At 44.2% G+C, this 18,082-nt stretch carries 18 protein-coding genes, 1 pseudogene and 1 riboswitch; of the genes and pseudogenes, 8 read left to right on the top strand and 11 right to left on the bottom strand.

The annotated features are described in order from the left end of the window. Positions 1–5 precede the first annotated feature (5 nt). The 6 genes from ccmB to ampD form a co-directional block, all read right to left on the bottom strand. Positions 6–671, bottom strand: a complete 666-nt coding sequence (gene ccmB / locus AC30SF_RS08185; RefSeq protein WP_021615847.1) for a heme exporter protein CcmB — start codon at positions 669–671, stop codon at positions 6–8. Between the two features lie 4 nt (positions 672–675). After that, positions 676–1,311 (bottom strand): cytochrome c biogenesis heme-transporting ATPase CcmA, encoded by a 636-nt coding sequence (gene ccmA / locus AC30SF_RS08190; protein WP_033002511.1) that lies wholly within the window; start codon positions 1,309–1,311, stop codon positions 676–678. Between the two features lie 192 nt (positions 1,312–1,503). Continuing rightward, a complete protein-coding gene (locus tag AC30SF_RS08195) occupies positions 1,504–2,700 on the bottom strand; it encodes a Bcr/CflA family multidrug efflux MFS transporter (RefSeq protein WP_489608128.1) in 1,197 nt (398 codons plus the stop codon). A gap of 1 nt (position 2,701) precedes the next feature. Beyond that, on the bottom strand, positions 2,702–3,406 hold the full coding sequence (gene rsuA / locus AC30SF_RS08200; RefSeq protein ID WP_489608129.1) for a 16S rRNA pseudouridine(516) synthase RsuA: 705 nt from the start codon (positions 3,404–3,406) through the stop codon (positions 2,702–2,704). Between the two features lie 174 nt (positions 3,407–3,580). Continuing rightward, positions 3,581–4,126: a carboxymuconolactone decarboxylase family protein gene (locus AC30SF_RS08205; protein WP_033002478.1), complete on the bottom strand. Its 546-nt coding sequence runs from the start codon at positions 4,124–4,126 to the stop codon at positions 3,581–3,583. Between the two features lie 600 nt (positions 4,127–4,726). After that, on the bottom strand, positions 4,727–5,281 hold the full coding sequence (ampD, locus tag AC30SF_RS08210) for a 1,6-anhydro-N-acetylmuramyl-L-alanine amidase AmpD (RefSeq protein ID WP_489608130.1): 555 nt from the start codon (positions 5,279–5,281) through the stop codon (positions 4,727–4,729). A gap of 123 nt (positions 5,282–5,404) precedes the next feature. Between ampD and AC30SF_RS08215 the strand changes: the two genes are divergently transcribed. The 8 genes from AC30SF_RS08215 to AC30SF_RS08250 all read left to right on the top strand — a co-directional run bounded on the left by AC30SF_RS08215 (position 5,405) and on the right by AC30SF_RS08250 (position 12,084). Then, on the top strand, positions 5,405–5,854 hold the full coding sequence (locus AC30SF_RS08215; RefSeq protein ID WP_489608131.1) for a pilin: 450 nt from the start codon (positions 5,405–5,407) through the stop codon (positions 5,852–5,854). A gap of 18 nt (positions 5,855–5,872) precedes the next feature. After that, positions 5,873–7,282, top strand: a complete 1,410-nt coding sequence (locus AC30SF_RS08220; protein ID WP_489608132.1) for a GspE/PulE family protein — start codon at positions 5,873–5,875, stop codon at positions 7,280–7,282. Next, positions 7,275–8,513 carry a type II secretion system F family protein gene (locus AC30SF_RS08225; protein WP_489608133.1) on the top strand — a complete coding sequence of 413 codons (1,239 nt, stop codon included), beginning with the start codon at positions 7,275–7,277 and terminating at the stop codon, positions 8,511–8,513. Before AC30SF_RS08220 ends, AC30SF_RS08225 begins: the two co-directional genes overlap by 8 nt. Further along, on the top strand, positions 8,510–9,202 hold the full coding sequence (locus AC30SF_RS08230; RefSeq protein ID WP_489608134.1) for a prepilin peptidase: 693 nt from the start codon (positions 8,510–8,512) through the stop codon (positions 9,200–9,202). Before AC30SF_RS08225 ends, AC30SF_RS08230 begins: the two co-directional genes overlap by 4 nt. A 52-nt stretch (positions 9,203–9,254) precedes the next feature. Further along, entirely contained in the window at positions 9,255–9,875 is a 621-nt protein-coding gene (gene coaE, locus AC30SF_RS08235; RefSeq protein WP_489608135.1) for a dephospho-CoA kinase, read from the top strand. Beyond that, on the top strand, positions 9,868–10,080 hold the full coding sequence (gene yacG, locus AC30SF_RS08240) for a DNA gyrase inhibitor YacG (RefSeq protein WP_295976744.1): 213 nt from the start codon (positions 9,868–9,870) through the stop codon (positions 10,078–10,080). The genes coaE and yacG overlap by 8 nt, the downstream gene beginning before the upstream one ends. Beyond that, positions 10,080–10,343, top strand: coding sequence for a GNAT family N-acetyltransferase (locus tag AC30SF_RS08245; RefSeq protein WP_489608136.1), 264 nt, complete (start codon positions 10,080–10,082; stop codon positions 10,341–10,343). The genes yacG and AC30SF_RS08245 overlap by 1 nt, the downstream gene beginning before the upstream one ends. 147 nt (positions 10,344–10,490) lie before the next feature. After that, positions 10,491–10,607, top strand: a riboswitch (glycine riboswitch). 103 nt (positions 10,608–10,710) lie between these two features. Then, complete coding sequence (locus AC30SF_RS08250) at positions 10,711–12,084, top strand: alanine/glycine:cation symporter family protein (protein ID WP_376921767.1); 1,374 nt, start codon at positions 10,711–10,713, stop codon at positions 12,082–12,084. A gap of 554 nt (positions 12,085–12,638) precedes the next feature. Here the strand turns inward: AC30SF_RS08250 and AC30SF_RS08255 are convergent. The 5 genes and pseudogenes from AC30SF_RS08255 to nanQ form a co-directional block, all read right to left on the bottom strand. After that, a pseudogene (locus AC30SF_RS08255) lies at positions 12,639–12,797 on the bottom strand (IS200/IS605 family transposase); the annotation flags it as partial. Between the two features lie 308 nt (positions 12,798–13,105). Next, entirely contained in the window at positions 13,106–13,315 is a 210-nt protein-coding gene (locus tag AC30SF_RS08260) for a YnbE family lipoprotein (protein WP_021615833.1), read from the bottom strand. Then, positions 13,312–16,047, bottom strand: coding sequence for a YdbH family protein (locus tag AC30SF_RS08265; protein ID WP_489608137.1), 2,736 nt, complete (start codon positions 16,045–16,047; stop codon positions 13,312–13,314). The genes AC30SF_RS08260 and AC30SF_RS08265 overlap by 4 nt, the downstream gene beginning before the upstream one ends. A 1-nt stretch (position 16,048) precedes the next feature. After that, positions 16,049–17,341: a dicarboxylate/amino acid:cation symporter gene (locus tag AC30SF_RS08270; protein WP_489608138.1), complete on the bottom strand. Its 1,293-nt coding sequence runs from the start codon at positions 17,339–17,341 to the stop codon at positions 16,049–16,051. A gap of 206 nt (positions 17,342–17,547) precedes the next feature. Then, positions 17,548–18,018, bottom strand: a complete 471-nt coding sequence (gene nanQ, locus AC30SF_RS08275; RefSeq protein ID WP_489608139.1) for an N-acetylneuraminate anomerase — start codon at positions 18,016–18,018, stop codon at positions 17,548–17,550. Between the last annotated feature and the right edge of the window lie 64 nt (positions 18,019–18,082).

Raw genomic sequence — 18,082 nt, forward strand, 5'->3', positions numbered from 1 at the left:
ATCCCCTATTGATCCAAACTGATGCGTAATGCCGCAGCAATAGCGAATGGCGATAATGTCATTACGCCGGCTAAAATGGCACCTAAAATAGCTAATTGTCCGTTATAAGGCAGGCTCAATCCTGCGGCATCCAACACGGAAGCAGAAAAAATAAGCACAGGAATAAATAGCGGTACAACCAACAAACTGAGTAACACACCGCCTTTACGCAAACCGACCGTTAACGCGACACCAATAGCACCAAGACAACTCAATACCGGTGTGCCTAATAATAATGTCAGCACCAACGCCCACCAAATTGGTATTTCCAATGACAACAATAATGCGGCGATAGGTGACAACAAAATCAGCGGCAACCCTGTCAATAACCAATGTGCCAAGACTTTAGCAAGTGCGGTTAAAACCAAAGGTTGCGAGGTGAGCATTAACTGCTCTAAAGAACCATCGATATAATCATCACGAAAGAGGCGTTCAAAGGACAACAAAGCGGATAACAACGCCGCCACCCATGCCACGCCCGGTGCGATGCGTGACAATAATTCCGGATCCGGTCCGATCACCAAAGGGAACAACGTAATTACAATCAGGAAAAACCACAACGGATTAAGAATCTCCGCCTGTTTGCGCATGGCTATTTGTAATTCGCGTTTAATAATATGCCAAAAGATCATGACGTTACTCTGTACACTTAAACTGTTCTAAATTGATTTTTTTCAAATGCGCACTCGGCACTTCCTGATGACTGGTTAAGATCACGATACCGCCATTTTGCGCGTGTTGTTCAAAAAGTGCGGTCAACACCGCCACGCCTTTTTTATCGATCGCATTAAATGGCTCATCTAAAATCCATAACGGTGCTTCTGATAACCACAAACGCGCCAACGCAATGCGTTTTTGCTGCCCGGCTGAAAGCTGTGCCGCGGGAATGTCTTCACGCCCCAGTAGTCCCACTGTTTGCAACACATCCCACAGTATTTCATCACCTTGGCGACAAGAGGTAATTTGTTGATAAAAACGCAAATTCTCCCACGCATTCAATTCCGGTTTAATGCCACTCTGATGTCCTAAATACAACAAATCAGAATGAAAAGCTTCGCGCTGTTTAGCAATTGCGTCAGAATTCCACCGCACTTCGCCTTCTAGAGGAGAGGCAAGCCCGGCAATAATGCGTAACAAACTGGTTTTCCCAATACCGTTGTGCCCTTCAATTTGCACAAAATCACCTGCCTGAATGTGTAAATTCACGCGATGAAAAAGGACTTTATCTCCCCGTTGGCAAGCGAGATTCTCAAGAATTAATTGATTGACCATAACAGATTGTTTCACAGACTTATTTTTGCGGGGCATTCTATCATAAGGAAATAAAATCGCAGGTTAAATCACATAACCATTTAGAGGTAGTTTAACCACTTTTTGACTTAGAACAAATTTCGTTCTTTGTTACAAATACGAATACCTCTCATAATGTGCGAAACCCTTGATATAACTGAGTTAATTCGTGGGTTATTCCCGATGTTTAACCGTTAACGTCACGTAGCAAACGACCGCAATCACAGAACAAAGCACCATGGCGAATAACATTGGCGCCGCCGAATTGGTCGGCAATAAAGACACCAAAGATCCCATGCAGGCGCCAATGCCAAACCGTACGCTCCCGACCATAGAATTCGCCGATCCTGCCGAATTGGGGAATTTTTCTAAAATAGAGGCCATCGCATTAGAGGAAATCAATGGATTTTGTCCCACAAACACGGCTACGCCCAGCGCCATTGACCAAAAACCCAAATCTAATAACGCCACAAGCAACAACCAGATGCCCGCCAAACCTTGTATCCCAAGCCCCAAGCGGAACATGGTCTCCGCCCCCCATTTAGCCACTAAACGCCCATTTAAGAATGAACTAAAGGTCATCACGCCAATGTTCAACATAAAGAAATAACCAAAATTTTCAGGTTTGATGCCATAAATCCCGATATACACAATCGATCCTGCCGTTAAAAACGCAAATAAGCCGGCAAAGGCAAAGGACGTTGAGAACATATAACCCAACACCGGTTTTTGTTTCCATAACGCCATAAAATTACGGGCAATAATATTTAAGCGTAACGGAATCCGATTTTCTTTATGATGCGTTTCCGGCACCACAAAAAAGACCAGCAAAATACTCAATAGTCCCATGAAAGCGGTCACATAAAAAATGGCGTGCCAATGGAAAAAATAGACAATATAACCGCCGACAACCGGTGCGATCAACGGCGCAATCATAAACACCAGCGTAATCGTCGACATCATTTTGGAAAGTGCATTCTTGTCAAACAAATCCCGCAACAATGCGCCTACCAACACCACCGGTGCCGCACCAAAAAAGCCCTGCATAAAACGAAGTGCGGTGAAATTTCCGATAGAATGGATTTGCGTTAAAATCAATGCCGCTATCGCAGAAACCGTTACGCCTAACAAAATAATCGGCTTGCGTCCGAAACTGTCACCGAACGGCCCCCAGAATAATTGCCCCAGCGCCAAACCATAAGCAAAAGCGGTTAGCGTATGTTGCACCTGATCGTTTGTGACCTGTAAATCCTGCGCAATATTCAAAAACGCCGGCAGGTACATATCCACACCCAATGGCGGCAACATGGACAAAATACCCAACGCCACCACAAAAATAAAATTCGTTTTGACTGTTTTATTTGAACTCAAACTAGGATTCTCCACCTAAGTATGCGATTTCTTCCTCTGTTAGAGGACGAAATTCTCCTTCGCCTAAATCATCATCTAGCACCAAATTACCGATTTTCCAACGATGCAACCCGACAACTTTATTCCCTAATGCAGCAAACATCCGCTTTACTTGATGATAACGTCCCTCGCTGATCGTCAAATTGACATTGTAATCATCCAAAATTTCTAACTCAGCCGGTTTGGTCGACTCCTTTTCCCCACGCAATAAAATACCCTCAGCACAAGCCTGCGCATAGTTCGCCTCAACGGGATCTGCCAAGGTCACTAAATAGGTTTTCGGGTAATGGTGTTTCGGTGAGGTAATACGGTGAGACCACTGTCCATCATCCGTCAACAGCACCAAACCTGTGGTATCCACATCCAACCGCCCGGCACTGTGCAAACGGGTAGATAAAGGATAATCAAAAAATTGATAAATCGTCGGATGATCGCCATCTTCATGGGAGCAAATGTAACCTTGTGGTTTGTGCAACATAATGTATTGCCCGTTTTCTACCCACGTCAAGCGCTCACCATCATAATAAATTTCATCATCAGGGCTCACTTTCGCCGCCCCGCTCTTTTCAATTTTACCGTTAATCGTGACCGCACTTTGGCGTAATACTTTTGCCGCCTGTGAACGGGTTAAACCGGTTGTTTCCGCTAAAAACTTATCTAAGCGCATAAAAATTCCTTGTTTATTTTCACCACTATTATAGCTTCAATTTCATTTCAGTGCCTGAGAAAACAAAATAAAAAAGACTAAGCACAATGCAGTACAGTGCTTAGTCTTTAAATAAAAATAAACCGAAGGTTAACGGCAAATCATCCGATTGCCCTCACATTAGCAGGGAGAAAATTACGCAAAGGCTTGTAATTCCGGATTAATTGGCGTATCCGCAAGGTTATTCACATAGTTACACAATGTTGCCAGACTTACCCCTAACACGACATCAATGGCGTTTTCTTGGGTATAACCTGCCGCATAAAATGCTTGTTGTTGCGCGGCTGTGAGTTTTGCTTTTTGTAAAATCACCGCCAAGGTAAAGCGCGCCAGTGCATCAAGCTTATCGTCTTGTTCAATGCGTGCTGTGGCGCGAATTTGATTCACCAGTGTTTCTTCAAGTTTCAACACTTTCAACGCAATTTTAGTATGTCCGGCGACGCAAAAGCCACAACCATTCACCACCGCCGCCGTGATTTGAACCACTTCACGTTCTGCCGCCGTTAAACTATTACGACCATTAATCGCGCCCACTGTGCGATAGGTTTCTAATGCCGTCGGCGCATTGGCTAACACGCCAATCAAATTCGGAATAAAGCCATTGGCATTTTGTACGGCTTTTAACGCCTCTTTCGCGGCTTCCGGCGCGCTTTCAATCGTATGAATAGGAAATGCTGACATAATAAACTCCTTACATAAATCACATAATGTCACCTTTGACATACTACAGGAGAGTGCAAGCATTAAAAAAGAAATAAAGGCTATGCCATAGATTCAAAAGTTATAAAGTGCGGTCAAAAATTCCTTGATTTTTTCACCTTAGTTCGACATTCCGCTTTACATCTTGAATAACCTTGTGGATAACTTGGTGAAAACAGGAAACAATCTGCGTTTAAATTTTGCTGATCTTAGATTTTGCCTAGTCATAGTCGCTGTTAATTAAATTTTTAGCGTCCAATGGGATGATGCGCTCATGACGCTATTCATGTTGCTTTTTTCGTCAATGCTACCGAAAAAATTCCCCTGTTCACCCATATTTTCACCAAGTTCAGCCAGTGATTCAGCCGCCTGTGAGTTATTCAGTATTTCTGTGGATAAAATTGTGTTTTCACCAAGGAATAACTCGAAATAACATTTCAAAACCGAAGTTACACTTTAAAAATTTTTAAATTTATCTTTATTTATCAATAAATTAACAACAAACCAGTCTCTATTCACAAATGCCACATCAATGCCATTTTTTGCTGTCTATTTATTGTTCAATACTAATCTTGTGTAAGACTAAAGCGCCTGTAAATATCTTGTCCAATCAAAATATTGTCCCGGATCGATTTTTCTCCCCGGGGAAACATCACAATGGCCGACAATACGTTCTTTGGTAATTAACGGATAAACCCGCATAATCTCCAGTGTTAAACGCTGTAAAGACGCGTATTGTTGCGTGGTAAACGGCTGCTCATTGCTTCCTTCCAATTCAATCCCGATGGCAAAATCATTACATTTCTCCCGTCCCTCAAAACAGGAAACGCCCGCGTGCCAAGCGCGATCATTAAAATTCACATACTGGGTTATCTCGCCTGCCCGATTAATCAAACAATGTGCCGACACCCGAAGTGTACTGATCTCGGTAAAATAAGGATGGCGATTGGGATCCAATTTGCCTTGAAAAAAATCATCAATATCACTGCTACCAAACTGCTCCGGCGGCAGGCTGATGTAATGAATAATCAATAAAGAAATATCTTGCGGATCAGGACGCAGATCAAAATGGGGGGATATTACTTTGCGCGTATTGGTCAACCAGCCGTTATCAATTTTGAGTGTTTTTTCTGTCATATGAATCTTATTTTTGCGATCAGAATCCCACAAAAGTGCGGTCAACTTTCGCTGTGTTTCTTCCTTTATCACAAAATACCAAAACAAAATAATCCCAAGTTTTATTTTACAAAGGTAGGTTTTATGAAAAGTCAGTCCGCATTTTTCTCCGTGAAATCCATGAAAAAAGGGTTTACATTAATTGAATTAATGATCGTTATCGCGATCGTGGCAATTTTAGCTACTATCGCCATTCCATCTTATCAAAACTACACCAAAAAAGCGGCAGTTTCCGAACTATTGCAAGCCTCTGCGCCGCTTCGAGCTGAAGTGGAGTTGTGCATTTATAACACCGGCAAAACAGAAGGTTGTAGTGGCGGACAAAATGGCATTCAACCCGACAACACAAATACCACACAAAAATATGTCAAATCCACGGCGGTTAAAAACGGTGCCATCACAGTGGTCGGAAAAAGCACATTAGACAATGTCACTTATACCTTAACGGCATCCGGCGGCACCTCAAATGGCGTAACATGGACGGCCTCTTGTGGCACTAACGCTGACATCTTCCCGGCAGGTTTTTGTTCATAATCACGGAGCGGTGGCTTAATGCAGCATTTGGTGGAATCTTCCTATACGATCCGTAGCCAACAAGGCGACCTCTTTACGATTACGCCCGAGTTATGGCAACAAAACCAACAGCAGCAAAGCGTTCTTTTGCGTTATTTGGCGCTACCATTAAAAGAAGAACCACAAAAATTATGGCTCGGGTTGGATTCCTTAACCAACCTTGCCGCTTGTGAAGCGTTTTCCTTTTTAACCGGGAAAAATATCGAGCCGGTACTCATTGAACCTGCTGTGTTAAAAAAGGCCTTGCAGGATTTAGTGCCACATCAAGAAAAACTCGATGAAAATCAACCGCTCTTTTATTCCGTCACGCCTCAGGAGCAACAAGAACAATTCTCCGATGAGCCAACGATTCAGTTGCTTAATCAAATTTTTGAAAACGCCACCACCAAAAAAGCCTCCGATATTCATTTAGAACCGCAAGCGGATTTTTTACAAGTCCGCTTTCGTATTGACGGCGTATTACAAGTGCAAAACACCATTGCGCAGGCGCTCGCCAACCGACTGATTTCCCGTCTGAAATTACTGGCAAAATTGGACATCAGCGAAACCCGCCTGCCGCAAGACGGACGGTTTCAGTTTAAAACGACATTTTCCGATATTTTGGATTTTCGCTTATCCACGCTCGCGACGCATTTTGGTGAAAAAGCCGTATTGCGTTTACAACAAAATCGCCCCGTGCAACTGGCCTTTAGCGAACTGGGCATGACGGAACAACAGCAACACACCTTTCGTCATGCGCTCAGCCAACCGCAAGGGCTGATTTTAGTCACCGGCCCCACGGGAAGTGGCAAAAGTATTTCGTTATATACGGCATTACAATGGCTCAACACTCCCGAGAAACACATTATGACCGCAGAAGATCCCATTGAAATTCAATTGCCAGGCATTATCCAAACTCAAGTGAATCCTCAAATCGGCTTGGATTTCAGTCGTTTGTTACGCACCTTTTTGCGTCAAGACCCCGACATTATTATGCTGGGTGAAATTCGTGACGAAGAAAGTGCCGCCATGGCCTTGCGGGCGGCGCAAACCGGGCATTTGGTGTTATCGACGTTACATACCAATGATGCCGTCTCGGCTATCTCACGCCTACAACAACTTGGCATTCAACAACACGAAATCGATAGCAGTTTATTATTGGTGATCGCCCAACGCTTGGTGCGTAAACGATGCCAAAAGTGCGGTGGAAATGCCACGCGTTTTTGCGATTGTCATCAAGGCTACCAAGGTCGAATCGGTGTTTATCAATTCCTTCAGCCTGATGTATCACAAACCTCAGGTTATCAATTGGATTTTCAGAATTTATATGCCAGCGCATTAGAAAAAGTGAAGTCGCAAGTGACGGATTTAGCAGAAGTACAACGGGTATTGGGGCAACCGAATGCGTAAACTGAAATTATTTAACTGGCACGGGGTTAACCGTCTACAGCAAAAGCAGAAAGGCACTATCGTGGCGGAAAGCTCCGTGATAGCGCAACAACAGCTAATGTCACGCGGTTTACAACACATTAAGCTGCAACAAAATTGGCAATTAAACAGTAAACCGAAAAACGCGGAAGTTTGTGCGTTGCTTTCTCAGTTGGCTACCTTATTACAAGCGGCGGTTCCGTTAAAAAATAGTCTGCAAATTTTGTTACAACATTGCACCAATATTGCGCTAAACGGTTGGTTGCGCCAACTTTTAAAGGATATTGAAAGCGGTTTGGCGTTTTCCCAAGCCTTAGAAAAACAACACTTAGGAAAACAACATACTTATTTAACCTACCAAGATCGCCAATTGATTAGAGTCGGTGAAATGACGGGCAAGTTACCCACCGTGTGCCATGAAATCGCGCAACACAAACAGCAGGCATTAGCGTTGCAACGCAAGATTCGAAAAATTCTGCTTTACCCGCTGTTAGTGCTTGGCATATCACTGATTTTAACCGCACTTTTACTGCTGTTTATCGTGCCGCAATTCGCCGCGATGTATGACAATAGCAGCGCGCAACTCCCAACTTTCACCCAGGTGCTACTTATACTGTCGCAAGGATTACAGGATTATTGGCTGCATCTGTTGATTTTTATGGCATTGATTACCCTATTTATCCGCGCCCGCCTGAAACACTCCCCTTGGTTTAATCGGCAAAAAATTCGATTCATCAATGCCACACCGGTGCTAAATCGTATCGTGCAACTTTCTCGTTTGGTGGGATTTAGTCGCAGTTTATTTTTAATGTTACAGGCGGGCGTGCCGCTGAATCAGGCTTTGCAGTCGTTTTTACCACAAAATCCAAGTTGGCAAAGATCGCCAAACGTGCAAGGCGATTGGCTGTTAATCGAAGAAGTGCAATCCATTTTACACTGGCTACAACAAGGTTATGCCTTCTCCGCCAGTGTGAGTAGCCAGATTTTTCCGTTGGCGGCACAACAAATGTTACAGGTGGGCGAACAAAGTGGTCAGCTCCCTAAAATGTTGCAATTTATTGCCAACGATCATCAACAACAATTGGACTATCAGATCGATCTGCTGTCACAAATGCTGGAGCCGCTGTTGATGGTCATTATCGGTGGGCTGATCGGCTTAATTATGCTCGGGATGTATTTGCCGATTTTCAATATGGGCGCGTTGGTGCAATGATAGGCGTGGCATTTGTATTGGCAGGTTGGTTTGTTGGGCGCGTGATTTATGGCTATGTACATCACTTTGCCTTCCGTTTAAGTCAAGAAATTCATGCAGCCTATGTTGAAATTTACCCTGAAAATCCACCGCACTTTGCGCCGGAGAAATCCATATTGACGCCCATTCAAACCAAGATTTCCCAACCTTATTACTGCCTCTTTTTCGCCTTATTATTTGCCCTTTGCAATTGGCTAAACGAAGACATCTTCACGGCAATATGTTGGGCGTGTTTTTGTAGTTTATTATTCGCCATCTCGGTGGTGGATGGGTATTACCGCTTAATTTCTCCCGCCCTATGCCAAAACCTGTTTGCCCTCGGATTAGGCGCAGCCTATTGGCAAATTACGCCCCTTACACTGGAACAAAGCCTGCAAAGTGCGGTCATTTTTTTCGGTGTTTTTTCTCTTATCTACTACGGCGCCAAAGGGTATTACAAACAAGAAGCCTTCGGGCGTGGCGATTGCTGGCTTGCCTTGGGATTAGGCGCGTTTTTCTCTTATGAGCAATTACCCGCCTTTTTATTACTTGCTTGCCTCTTGGGCTTGGTTTATGCACTTTACGGCAAGCTAAACCAACGTCACTTAACCGCCATTCCTTTCGGCCCGTTTCTTTGCTTGTCCGGCGTACTCTGTCGGTTGCTTAATTGAGACTATGCTCGTATGATCTGCCCATTCTCAATAGGCTTTTCAGGAAATCAATATGACTTATGTGGTAGGTCTCACAGGGGGAATCGGTAGCGGCAAAAGCACCATCGCCAAATTATTCGCCGAACTCGGTGTACCGGTTATTGACGCCGATATCGTGGCGCGTCAGGTAGTAGAAAAAGGCTCGCCTTTGTTACAACAAATCGTGGCACACTTTGGCACGGAAATGCTGTTAGAAAACGGCGAACTCAATCGCGCCGCCTTGCGGGAAAAGGTGTTTAATCACGAAACCGAAAAGCAATGGCTGAATCAATTATTACACCCCGCCATTCGCACCGAAATGCTTAACCAACTGGCACAACAACGTGCGCCTTATTGCATTTTTATGGTGCCTCTATTAATAGAAAATAAACTGACCGCACTTTGCCAACGGGTGTTGGTAGTGGATGTGAGCGAACAAACCCAACTGACGCGGGCAAGTCAACGCGATAACAATCAATTGGCGTTAATCAAAAATATCATGCAATCGCAAGTCAGCCGCTCGGAACGTCTACAACACGCCGATGATGTCATCAATAACGATGCGGATTTAAGCGAAAGCCTGCCACAGTTAAAGCGAAAAGTGTTAGACTTGCACCATCATTATTTACAACTTGCGGAGAAATTTAATGACTGACGAGACCTTTAGCGTACCTTGCCCGATTTGTCATAAACAGGTTGAATGGTCGGAACAAAGCCTCTACCGACCATTTTGTAGTAAACGCTGCCAGTTAATTGATTTGGGCGAATGGGCGGCGGAAGAAAAAGCGATTCCTTGTGATACCGCCGATTTTGCCGAAAACGGTTTATTCAATGAAGACAGTGATTGGGTGAAACACTAATGCAAATTCAACATGAAGAAAATCACGCTCAAGGCGCCTTTTTTATTTTAGATGATCAACAACGCGTTGCGGAGTTAACCTATTATTTTATCGATGAAAAAACGATTAATGCCAATCATACTTATGTGTCCGAAACCTTGCGCGGACAAGGTGTGGCGGATAAGTTATATCAAGCGTTGGTCGCTTTTATTCAAGAAAATCAACTGAAATTAGTGCCAAGTTGCAGTTATATTGCAAAAAAATGGCAGCGGGATAACCCGTAAGATTGAGATTTTGACATTATCTTGCTAAAATCCACCGCACTTTATGTGCAAACATAAATTGTTCGGATGAAGGTAGCTGGAGAGCGGGGAATTGACCCTGCGCCGACGAGGTAAACTCTTTCAGGCGCGATGGCAGGGACTGTTACTGGACGAACCCTTGGAGAGATCCGTGTGCAACATTTAGCACTCACGGACGCCGAAGGCGCAAAGAAGCCTTAAAACAAGGCTTTTCAAACGCTCAGGCAAAAGGACAGGGGCAGAAGATTTCGGTGGGTATAACGCAATTTCATTGTGTTATTTTCTATTTTATCTATCCGTAAAATTCTTTTCGCCTCCTTGTAATCAGGTTATTTACGAGGAATTTCCAATGTCATTAGAAGACGTTTTATCTGCAATCAACACTTTCGTCTGGGGCCCTCCCCTCCTGATTTTATTAGCCGGTACGGGATTATATTTAACGCTGCGGCTGGGTTTTATTCAAATCACACAGTTACCGCGCGCATTGCGTTATTTATTCAAGCGAGATTCCGGTCTTCAGCAAAAAGGGGATGTGTCCTCTTTTGCGGCTTTGTGTACCGCCCTTGCCGCTACCATTGGTACGGGAAATATCGTGGGCGTTGCCACCGCCGTGCAAGCCGGTGGTCCGGGTGCGATTTTCTGGATGTGGTTAGTCGCATTGCTCGGCATGGCAACCAAATATGCGGAATGTTTATTGGCGGTGAAATATCGCGTGCGTGACAAAAACGGCTTTATGGCGGGCGGTCCGATGTATTACATCGAACGCGGTCTCGGCTTAGGCTGGTTAGCCAAATTATTTGCCATCTTCGGTGTATTGGTGGCTTTTTTCGGCATCGGTACTTTCCCGCAAGTGAATGCGATTACGCAAGCCATGAACGACACCTTCAGCGTGCCGATCGAAATCACCGCCGCCATCATTACCTTGCTTGTTGGGCTCATCATTCTTGGCGGAGTAAAACGCATTGCGTTGGTGTCCTCTTACATCGTGCCGTTTATGGCGGTATTTTATGTGGCGACCTCTGTCATCATCATTGTGTTAAATTTAGATAAAATTCCGACCGCACTTGGCTTGATTTTACGTAGCGCCTTTAACCCTGAAGCCGCATTGGGCGGTGCGCTGGGTTTCACGGTCATGAAAGCGATTCAATCAGGTGTGGCGAGGGGGATTTTCTCCAATGAATCCGGCTTGGGAAGCGCCCCCATCGCTGCTGCTGCCGCGCAAACTAAAGAGCCGGTGCGCCAAGGGCTAATTTCCATGACAGGGACATTCCTTGATACCATCATCGTCTGCACCATGACGGGGATCGTATTAGTACTCACCGGCGCATGGCAAGCACCGGGCATGGCGGGCGCTGCGGTGACGAACTACGCTTTCTCACAAGGGTTAGGCTCCTCTATCGGCGCGACCATTGTCACCGTCGGTTTATTGTTCTTCGCCTTTACCACGATTCTAGGCTGGTGTTATTACGGTGAACGTTGTTTTGTGTATTTAGTCGGCATCAAAGGCATTAAGCTCTATCGTTTAGCCTTTATTATTTTGGTCGGCTGCGGTTCGTTTATTCATTTAAACTTAATTTGGATTTTAGCGGACATTGTGAACGGCTTGATGGCGATTCCTAACTTAATCGCCTTAATTGGGTTGCGAAACGTGATTATTGAAGAAACCAAAGATTACTTTGCGCGTTTGAATACCCATAAATCCGATCTTGACGGTATGGCGTAAAAATAACAATCCACACGTAAAACGTGCGGTTTTTAGGCTCCCCTATAAGGATCTATACTTCACAAGCCCCTCAAGGAGCTTGTGAAAACCGGTAACCGTGTTTATTTTCATATCTCTATTTTAGTGAATTGTAGCGTGCAACTTGTTGCACGAAATCGTGAATGCCAGAAAGAGTTAAATAACGTTCCGTGCGTGATTCGGTCGTGCATCAAGATGCACGCTACGCACAAAATCGTGAATTACGCATCGAGGTTAATGCTTTAATCATTCGTGCAACAAGTTGCACGCTACGAGGGGTAAATAATCTTCCTATATGTTGAATTTTGGTTGTCAGCCTTGTTCATTATATAGCGAGGATTTTTTTCTGTTCATCACTTAAGCTATTTGGCTCCATACGCATAGCGTATGGTTTTTATAGCCAGACTTTGGCTGGCTATAAATAACAATCCGCACGTAAAACGTGCGGTTTTTAGGCTCCCCTATAAGGGCCTATACTTCACAAGCCCCTCAAGGGGCTTGTGAAAACTGACAACCGTGTCTAATGACTTCCTTGACTACCCCTTAAAGGGGTCAATATGTTCTTTCGTTGATAAATTATCTTGAACCATATCTTCTTTTTCTTGATTCCTTATATAGATCTTCACAACTTTTGTATTTAAGCCCACGATGCTGACAAAAAATCCTTTCACTCGGAAATGTCTATTTTCATATCTCTATTTTAGTGAATTGTAGCGTGCAACTTGTTGCACGAAATCGTGAATGCCCGAAAGGGTTAAATAACGTTCCGTGCGTGATTCGGTCGTGCATCAAGATGCACGCTACGAGGGGTAAATAATCCTCCTATATGTTGAATTTTGGTTGTCAGCCTTGTTCATTATATAGCGAGGATTTTTTTTCTGTTCATCGCTTAAGCTATTTGTCTCCATACGCATAGCGTATGGTTTTTATAGCCAGACTTTGCCTGGCTATAATAAAAAAAGCGGGGCTGAAAGCCCCGTTTTTTATGATACCTTGCGGTGTCTTATTTAGACTTGCGTTTAGCCGCCTCTGTCGCCGCTTTAGTTTTTTCATCCATTTTGACGCTGATATTATGATCCACCACCACATTCATATTAATGGTGATGCCCTCTTTAGGGGTTTCTAATTGAATGGTCGGTTTACAACCGGAAAGCAGGAGAGAAACGGCAAGCAAGCTCCAAAAGTGCGGTGATTTTTTCAAATGTTTTTTCATTGTTCTAAGTGTCGATAAAGTTGATATTGTAAATTTTGTTCAAATTGCGAGCCGTAGTCAACCATATCCCAGAGCTCAAACATATTCTCTTGATGGGTGTAATTCAAGGTAATCGGATGATGAGGCCGTCGGGTTGGATTGAGCCCCGTAATTGTGGCACGCAATGTCATGTTTCCGTCAGGTGTCAAATTCAAATTAGCGTGAGATTTTTCCAATTCCATTTCTTTTAATAAATCCACCAACATACGTTCTGTTAAACCGCCTTTTTTCAAACTACTCACCATATTATCGTGAAGTTTAATCTTCAATTTTCCGGCTTGTTCAAGACGTCCGTTACAAATTAAACAGGCATTATGCCCTAACCAGAACGGCAAGGAGGCATTAACCCGTCCGCTGACGCTCACTTGGTTATATTGTGCTAATTCCATCACTTGCGCCAAATCAATGTTGTCAAAACGTAGCACGGCTATTTTGCGTTGCGGGAAACTCAAACTGGGCACGCTAAGCAAACCGTCAAACACGCCGACCTTCACTTTTTGCAAAGTTAGTGGTTGCTTGGCGGAGTTAGGGTAAGTACCAAATACATCAAAAGCCGCTTCACGTATGGCAAGCGCACCCACGCGGATATTTTTCGCTGCGACCTGAATCGGTTTTGTGCGTGCGGTTCGCAGGGCAAGTTTTTGATAATTTATTGGAAAACGAATCGTTAATGCTTGAATTTCTCCATCGGGGAAGGTAATCCCAACATTGCGCAAATTAAATTCGCCCTGTAACGCCACGCCATCCTCGTTAATCACAAAATCACTGCCCCCTTGAATGCTGCCATGGCGAATAATCCATGACCATTGTTGTGGGAATAAGGATTGGAACACTTTCGCCGATTGCTCTTGCCAGCGAATGTTGCCATTTAGTGCCTGATTTTCATAACGGGCGGTAACGTCAATCGGGCCAAGCGCACCGGCTTTTAAATCCCCTGCCAAATTGAAATTATCGATACTTTTCCCATCAATCCCCACACCAAATACCGGACGAACAAAGCGTCCGCCATACGCAAATTCAATCCACTCCGTTTGGGCCTGGAGTAGCCCGCGAAGATGCGCTGCTTCATAATCCCAACGTAGGCGATCTTTCAATTCCAATGTCAAAGGTGCCATTTTCACTCCACTGGTATGCACATTGCCGGAATGGGCAGAAAGTTGATTTAATTCAATATGATCAGCTTCCCAAAAGCCCACACCTTTTATGTTCACCGGCGTATTCAAAGAGGTCCAGTGCGCCTCACCGTCAATCGTCCAATCCCAACGGTTCGCTGCACGCATTTCTGCTGCGCGTAAATTTTGCTTTTCATCACGCAAATCAAACACGGTTTTAATTCCGGCAATAAACTCATGCGCCTGTCCATCAAGCTTTAAATTTAACTGCTTAAACTGTGGGGTGAATCCTTGTAAAGTGGCTTGCAGACGCCCCTCTAAACCATAACGTCCCACTTGTATGTTATCCAACGGCAGGCGTGCATGGATTTTGGTATCAGGTTGTACGTTATCCATTTTGAACACGGAACCGGGGCGGAACAGCAGTGTAGGTGCCTCAAAAACACCGCTAATATGGTAGTCTAAATTGGTTTGTGCCACGGTGTTGTTATAGCGTAAGTCACCACGCGTTTTGAGATCAAAGTTCAGTTGGTTTTTATCCGCACCGCCACCAATTTCACCTTTTTTACCCGATATCACAATTTCGCCTTTGCCGAGTTCACCAAAGGTTTGCACGATCACATCCACATCGGTTTCCAAGGGTAACCAACCCTCTTGCGGTTTACGTAAGGCTAAACCGAAGAAGCCTTTGATCGGCTGATAACCGTCAAACGTCCAATAAAATGTTCCCCAGTTAATGGCTAAACCATCGGCAGTAAACGTAAAAGGCACGTCTAATAAGGGTTTATCACGGCTTAAATCCTGTGCGTTGATTTGTCCTTTCTCACCGTTCCAGCTCAATTGAAGCGCGCCTTTGTTCACACTAAAATCGGCATTTTGCCAATCCACGCGTAGTTCGCCTTGCTGCGGTAATTGAGACAATTCCTCTTGTAACTGAGTAGAAAAATGCAAATGATAGGTTTGTCCGTTAAGCGGTTGGTAATCGGTTTGTCCCTGCCATTGGAACGAATGGTTTAGGCGAGCGAGCGTCGATTGATGATGTAAAATCACATGATCATCATGAGTCTTCGCATTGGCAGTTAATTGCAAACGATGACCGTCATAATTTGCGGTTGCTGCAATATCAGCATCCAACAGCGCACGTAGCCTAGGTGGTATATCCAGTGCCTGGCTATTCTCCAATCGAAAATGCTGAACATTTACCTCTACAGACGGGAGAACGGAAAAAAGTGCGGTCAAATTTGGCGATGTTTTTGTCTCATCAGAGGAAGGCAACCGATTGAGGCAGTCATAATCCACCCCGGCATGCGCCACGTCAAGTTGACGAAGCTCCCACCAATGAAGGCGCACATCACTGAATGTCGCCAAAGTACATTGCCCTGCCCGAATATCCAGTTCGGGCAGTTGCAAACCGGTGAGGTGTAAATGCCATCGTTCAGGCAGTTGCAAGGCATAATCTGGTGCGAGAAAGCGGTTAACCCATGTTTCGACTTGTTTTGGCGTGATCCACCACGGTAATGCGCAAATGATCGCCACCGTTAATCCCATCAATCCAAGTAAGCAACCGCACCATCGCTTCATATTATTTACCGTTCATCGCTAACGCTAATTTTTCTTTATCCAAGGCATTTTCCCAGCGCGCCACAACAATGGTCGCACAGGCGTTACCCACCAAATTCGTTAGCGCACGGCATTCGGACATAAAACGATCAATCCCCAAAATTAACGCCATGCCCTCAACCGGCAGCCCCGGAACCACGGAAAGTGTGGCGGCTAATGTAATAAAACCGGCACCGGTTACACCGGCAGCGCCTTTTGAACTTAACATCGCAACAAACAACAAGGTAAATTGCTCGCTAATGGAAAGATCCGTATTGGTGGCTTGCGCAATAAATAATGCGGCCATTGTCATATAGATATTTGTACCGTCCAAATTAAAAGAATAACCGGTCGGCACCACTAATCCCACCACCGATTTTTTACAACCGGCCGCCTCCATTTTTTGCATTAAGGTCGGTAACGCGGCTTCTGAGGAGGACGTTCCTAAGACTAACCACAATTCTTGCTTAATATAGCGCACCATTTTCAAAATAGAGAAACCGTTATAACGTGCGACCGCGCCTAAGATAAAAATAATAAATAACAAGGACGTAATGTAAAACGTCACAATTAAAAGCATCAAATGGCTAATGGAACTTAACCCGTATTTTCCCACGGTGAACGCCATCGCGCCCAATGCGCCTAAAGGGGCGACTTTCATCAAAATTGACACCACCTTAAACATCGGCGCTGTCGCCAGTCGTAGGAGTTCCGTAATAGGCTGTGCTTTGTCGCCCACCGAAGCCAATGCTACCCCAAACAACACGGAAATAAACAAGACTTGCAGAATATTACCCTCTACTAATGGGCTTAATACGGTGGTAGGAATGATGTTCATTAAGAAAGCCGTTAGCGTGCTATCCTGCGCTTTCGCAACGTATTCTGACACTTTTTCGGAAGTTAACGACGCCGGATCAATATTTAATCCTGCGCCGGGTTCAATAATATTAGCCACAACCATTCCAATCACAAGCGCCAATGTCGAAAAGGTCACAAAATACAGCATCGCCTTTCCGGCAACCCGCCCAACCGCCTTCATGTCGTTCATACCGGCAATACCGGTAACAACAGTCAGAAAAATCACCGGTGCGATAATCATTTTAATCAACTTAATAAATGCTTCACCTAACGGTTTTAAACCGGCACCGAAATCAGGGAAAAAATTCCCTAATAAAATACCGATAATAATCGCAATAATAACTTGCACGTATAAGCTTTGATAGAACTTCGGTTTACTCGGTGGCATCGCCTGAGATGGGGTATCAACGCTTAACATAGACTATCCTCGTTTTGTGAAAGTGATGGGCGCATTTTGCCCGCAAAAAAGCAGGTAATTTATCTGCTAATTAAATTAAACACAATCTTTATTTGTTTACGTTACGATGATTTACGCATTTCACTGTTTTTCATTGAAAAACGTCAAAATCGGCGATAAAAAATGCGCTTAACATTAAGCGCATTCTAATGATGAATTGTCGTCCTTTACTGGATTAACTCAACCGGCACTTTAACCACTAACTTTTTAATTTTGGCAGATTGTCCGTTCACGTTACAACAAGGTTTATGGGGTTCATAAGGATAGAACACCGCAAACATATTCGGCACTAAAGTAATCGTGCTTTTGTTATCGATGTCTTGAGTGAGTTGGTAATCATCATCTTCGTGATAGGCTTCGTATTTATTTAAGTCGGGATAGGTTGCGCTGACCTCAATATTTTCCACGCCACGAATCAGGACTTGAATATCCAAATAGTTATGGTGTAATTCTGCTTTTTTGCTGGCAGCGTCAGCCAGTTCAGGTTCCATCACGTTCATATAAATGCGATCGGTGATGTCATGACGGCCAACCTCTAATTTTTCTAAATCCAACCCTTTTAAATACTCACAGGTTTCGGTAATGACTTTTGGTAAGCCGAGTTTAAAATCGGCACGGGTTAAATCTCCGATTAACATGTTTCCTCCTTTTTTATTTTGAAAACTGGAGTGATTTTATCATCAACCTTATTTTTCAGATAGT

This window comes from Aggregatibacter valvarum (genome assembly GCF_980468985.1).

Coding starts and splice junctions, on each gene's coding strand:
- ccmB (WP_021615847.1), bottom strand. CDS start 671: ATGATCTTTTGGCATATTATTAAACGCGAATTACAAATAGCCATGCGC.
- ccmA (WP_033002511.1), bottom strand. CDS start 1,311: ATGGTCAATCAATTAATTCTTGAGAATCTCGCTTGCCAACGGGGAGAT.
- rsuA (WP_489608129.1), bottom strand. CDS start 3,406: ATGCGCTTAGATAAGTTTTTAGCGGAAACAACCGGTTTAACCCGTTCA.
- AC30SF_RS08205 (WP_033002478.1), bottom strand. CDS start 4,126: ATGTCAGCATTTCCTATTCATACGATTGAAAGCGCGCCGGAAGCCGCG.
- ampD (WP_489608130.1), bottom strand. CDS start 5,281: ATGACAGAAAAAACACTCAAAATTGATAACGGCTGGTTGACCAATACG.
- AC30SF_RS08215 (WP_489608131.1), top strand. CDS start 5,405: ATGAAAAGTCAGTCCGCATTTTTCTCCGTGAAATCCATGAAAAAAGGG.
- AC30SF_RS08220 (WP_489608132.1), top strand. CDS start 5,873: ATGCAGCATTTGGTGGAATCTTCCTATACGATCCGTAGCCAACAAGGC.
- AC30SF_RS08225 (WP_489608133.1), top strand. CDS start 7,275: ATGCGTAAACTGAAATTATTTAACTGGCACGGGGTTAACCGTCTACAG.
- AC30SF_RS08230 (WP_489608134.1), top strand. CDS start 8,510: ATGATAGGCGTGGCATTTGTATTGGCAGGTTGGTTTGTTGGGCGCGTG.
- coaE (WP_489608135.1), top strand. CDS start 9,255: ATGACTTATGTGGTAGGTCTCACAGGGGGAATCGGTAGCGGCAAAAGC.
- yacG (WP_295976744.1), top strand. CDS start 9,868: ATGACTGACGAGACCTTTAGCGTACCTTGCCCGATTTGTCATAAACAG.
- AC30SF_RS08245 (WP_489608136.1), top strand. CDS start 10,080: ATGCAAATTCAACATGAAGAAAATCACGCTCAAGGCGCCTTTTTTATT.
- AC30SF_RS08250 (WP_376921767.1), top strand. CDS start 10,711: ATGTCATTAGAAGACGTTTTATCTGCAATCAACACTTTCGTCTGGGGC.
- AC30SF_RS08260 (WP_021615833.1), bottom strand. CDS start 13,315: ATGAAAAAACATTTGAAAAAATCACCGCACTTTTGGAGCTTGCTTGCC.
- AC30SF_RS08265 (WP_489608137.1), bottom strand. CDS start 16,047: ATGAAGCGATGGTGCGGTTGCTTACTTGGATTGATGGGATTAACGGTG.
- AC30SF_RS08270 (WP_489608138.1), bottom strand. CDS start 17,341: ATGTTAAGCGTTGATACCCCATCTCAGGCGATGCCACCGAGTAAACCG.
- nanQ (WP_489608139.1), bottom strand. CDS start 18,018: ATGTTAATCGGAGATTTAACCCGTGCCGATTTTAAACTCGGCTTACCA.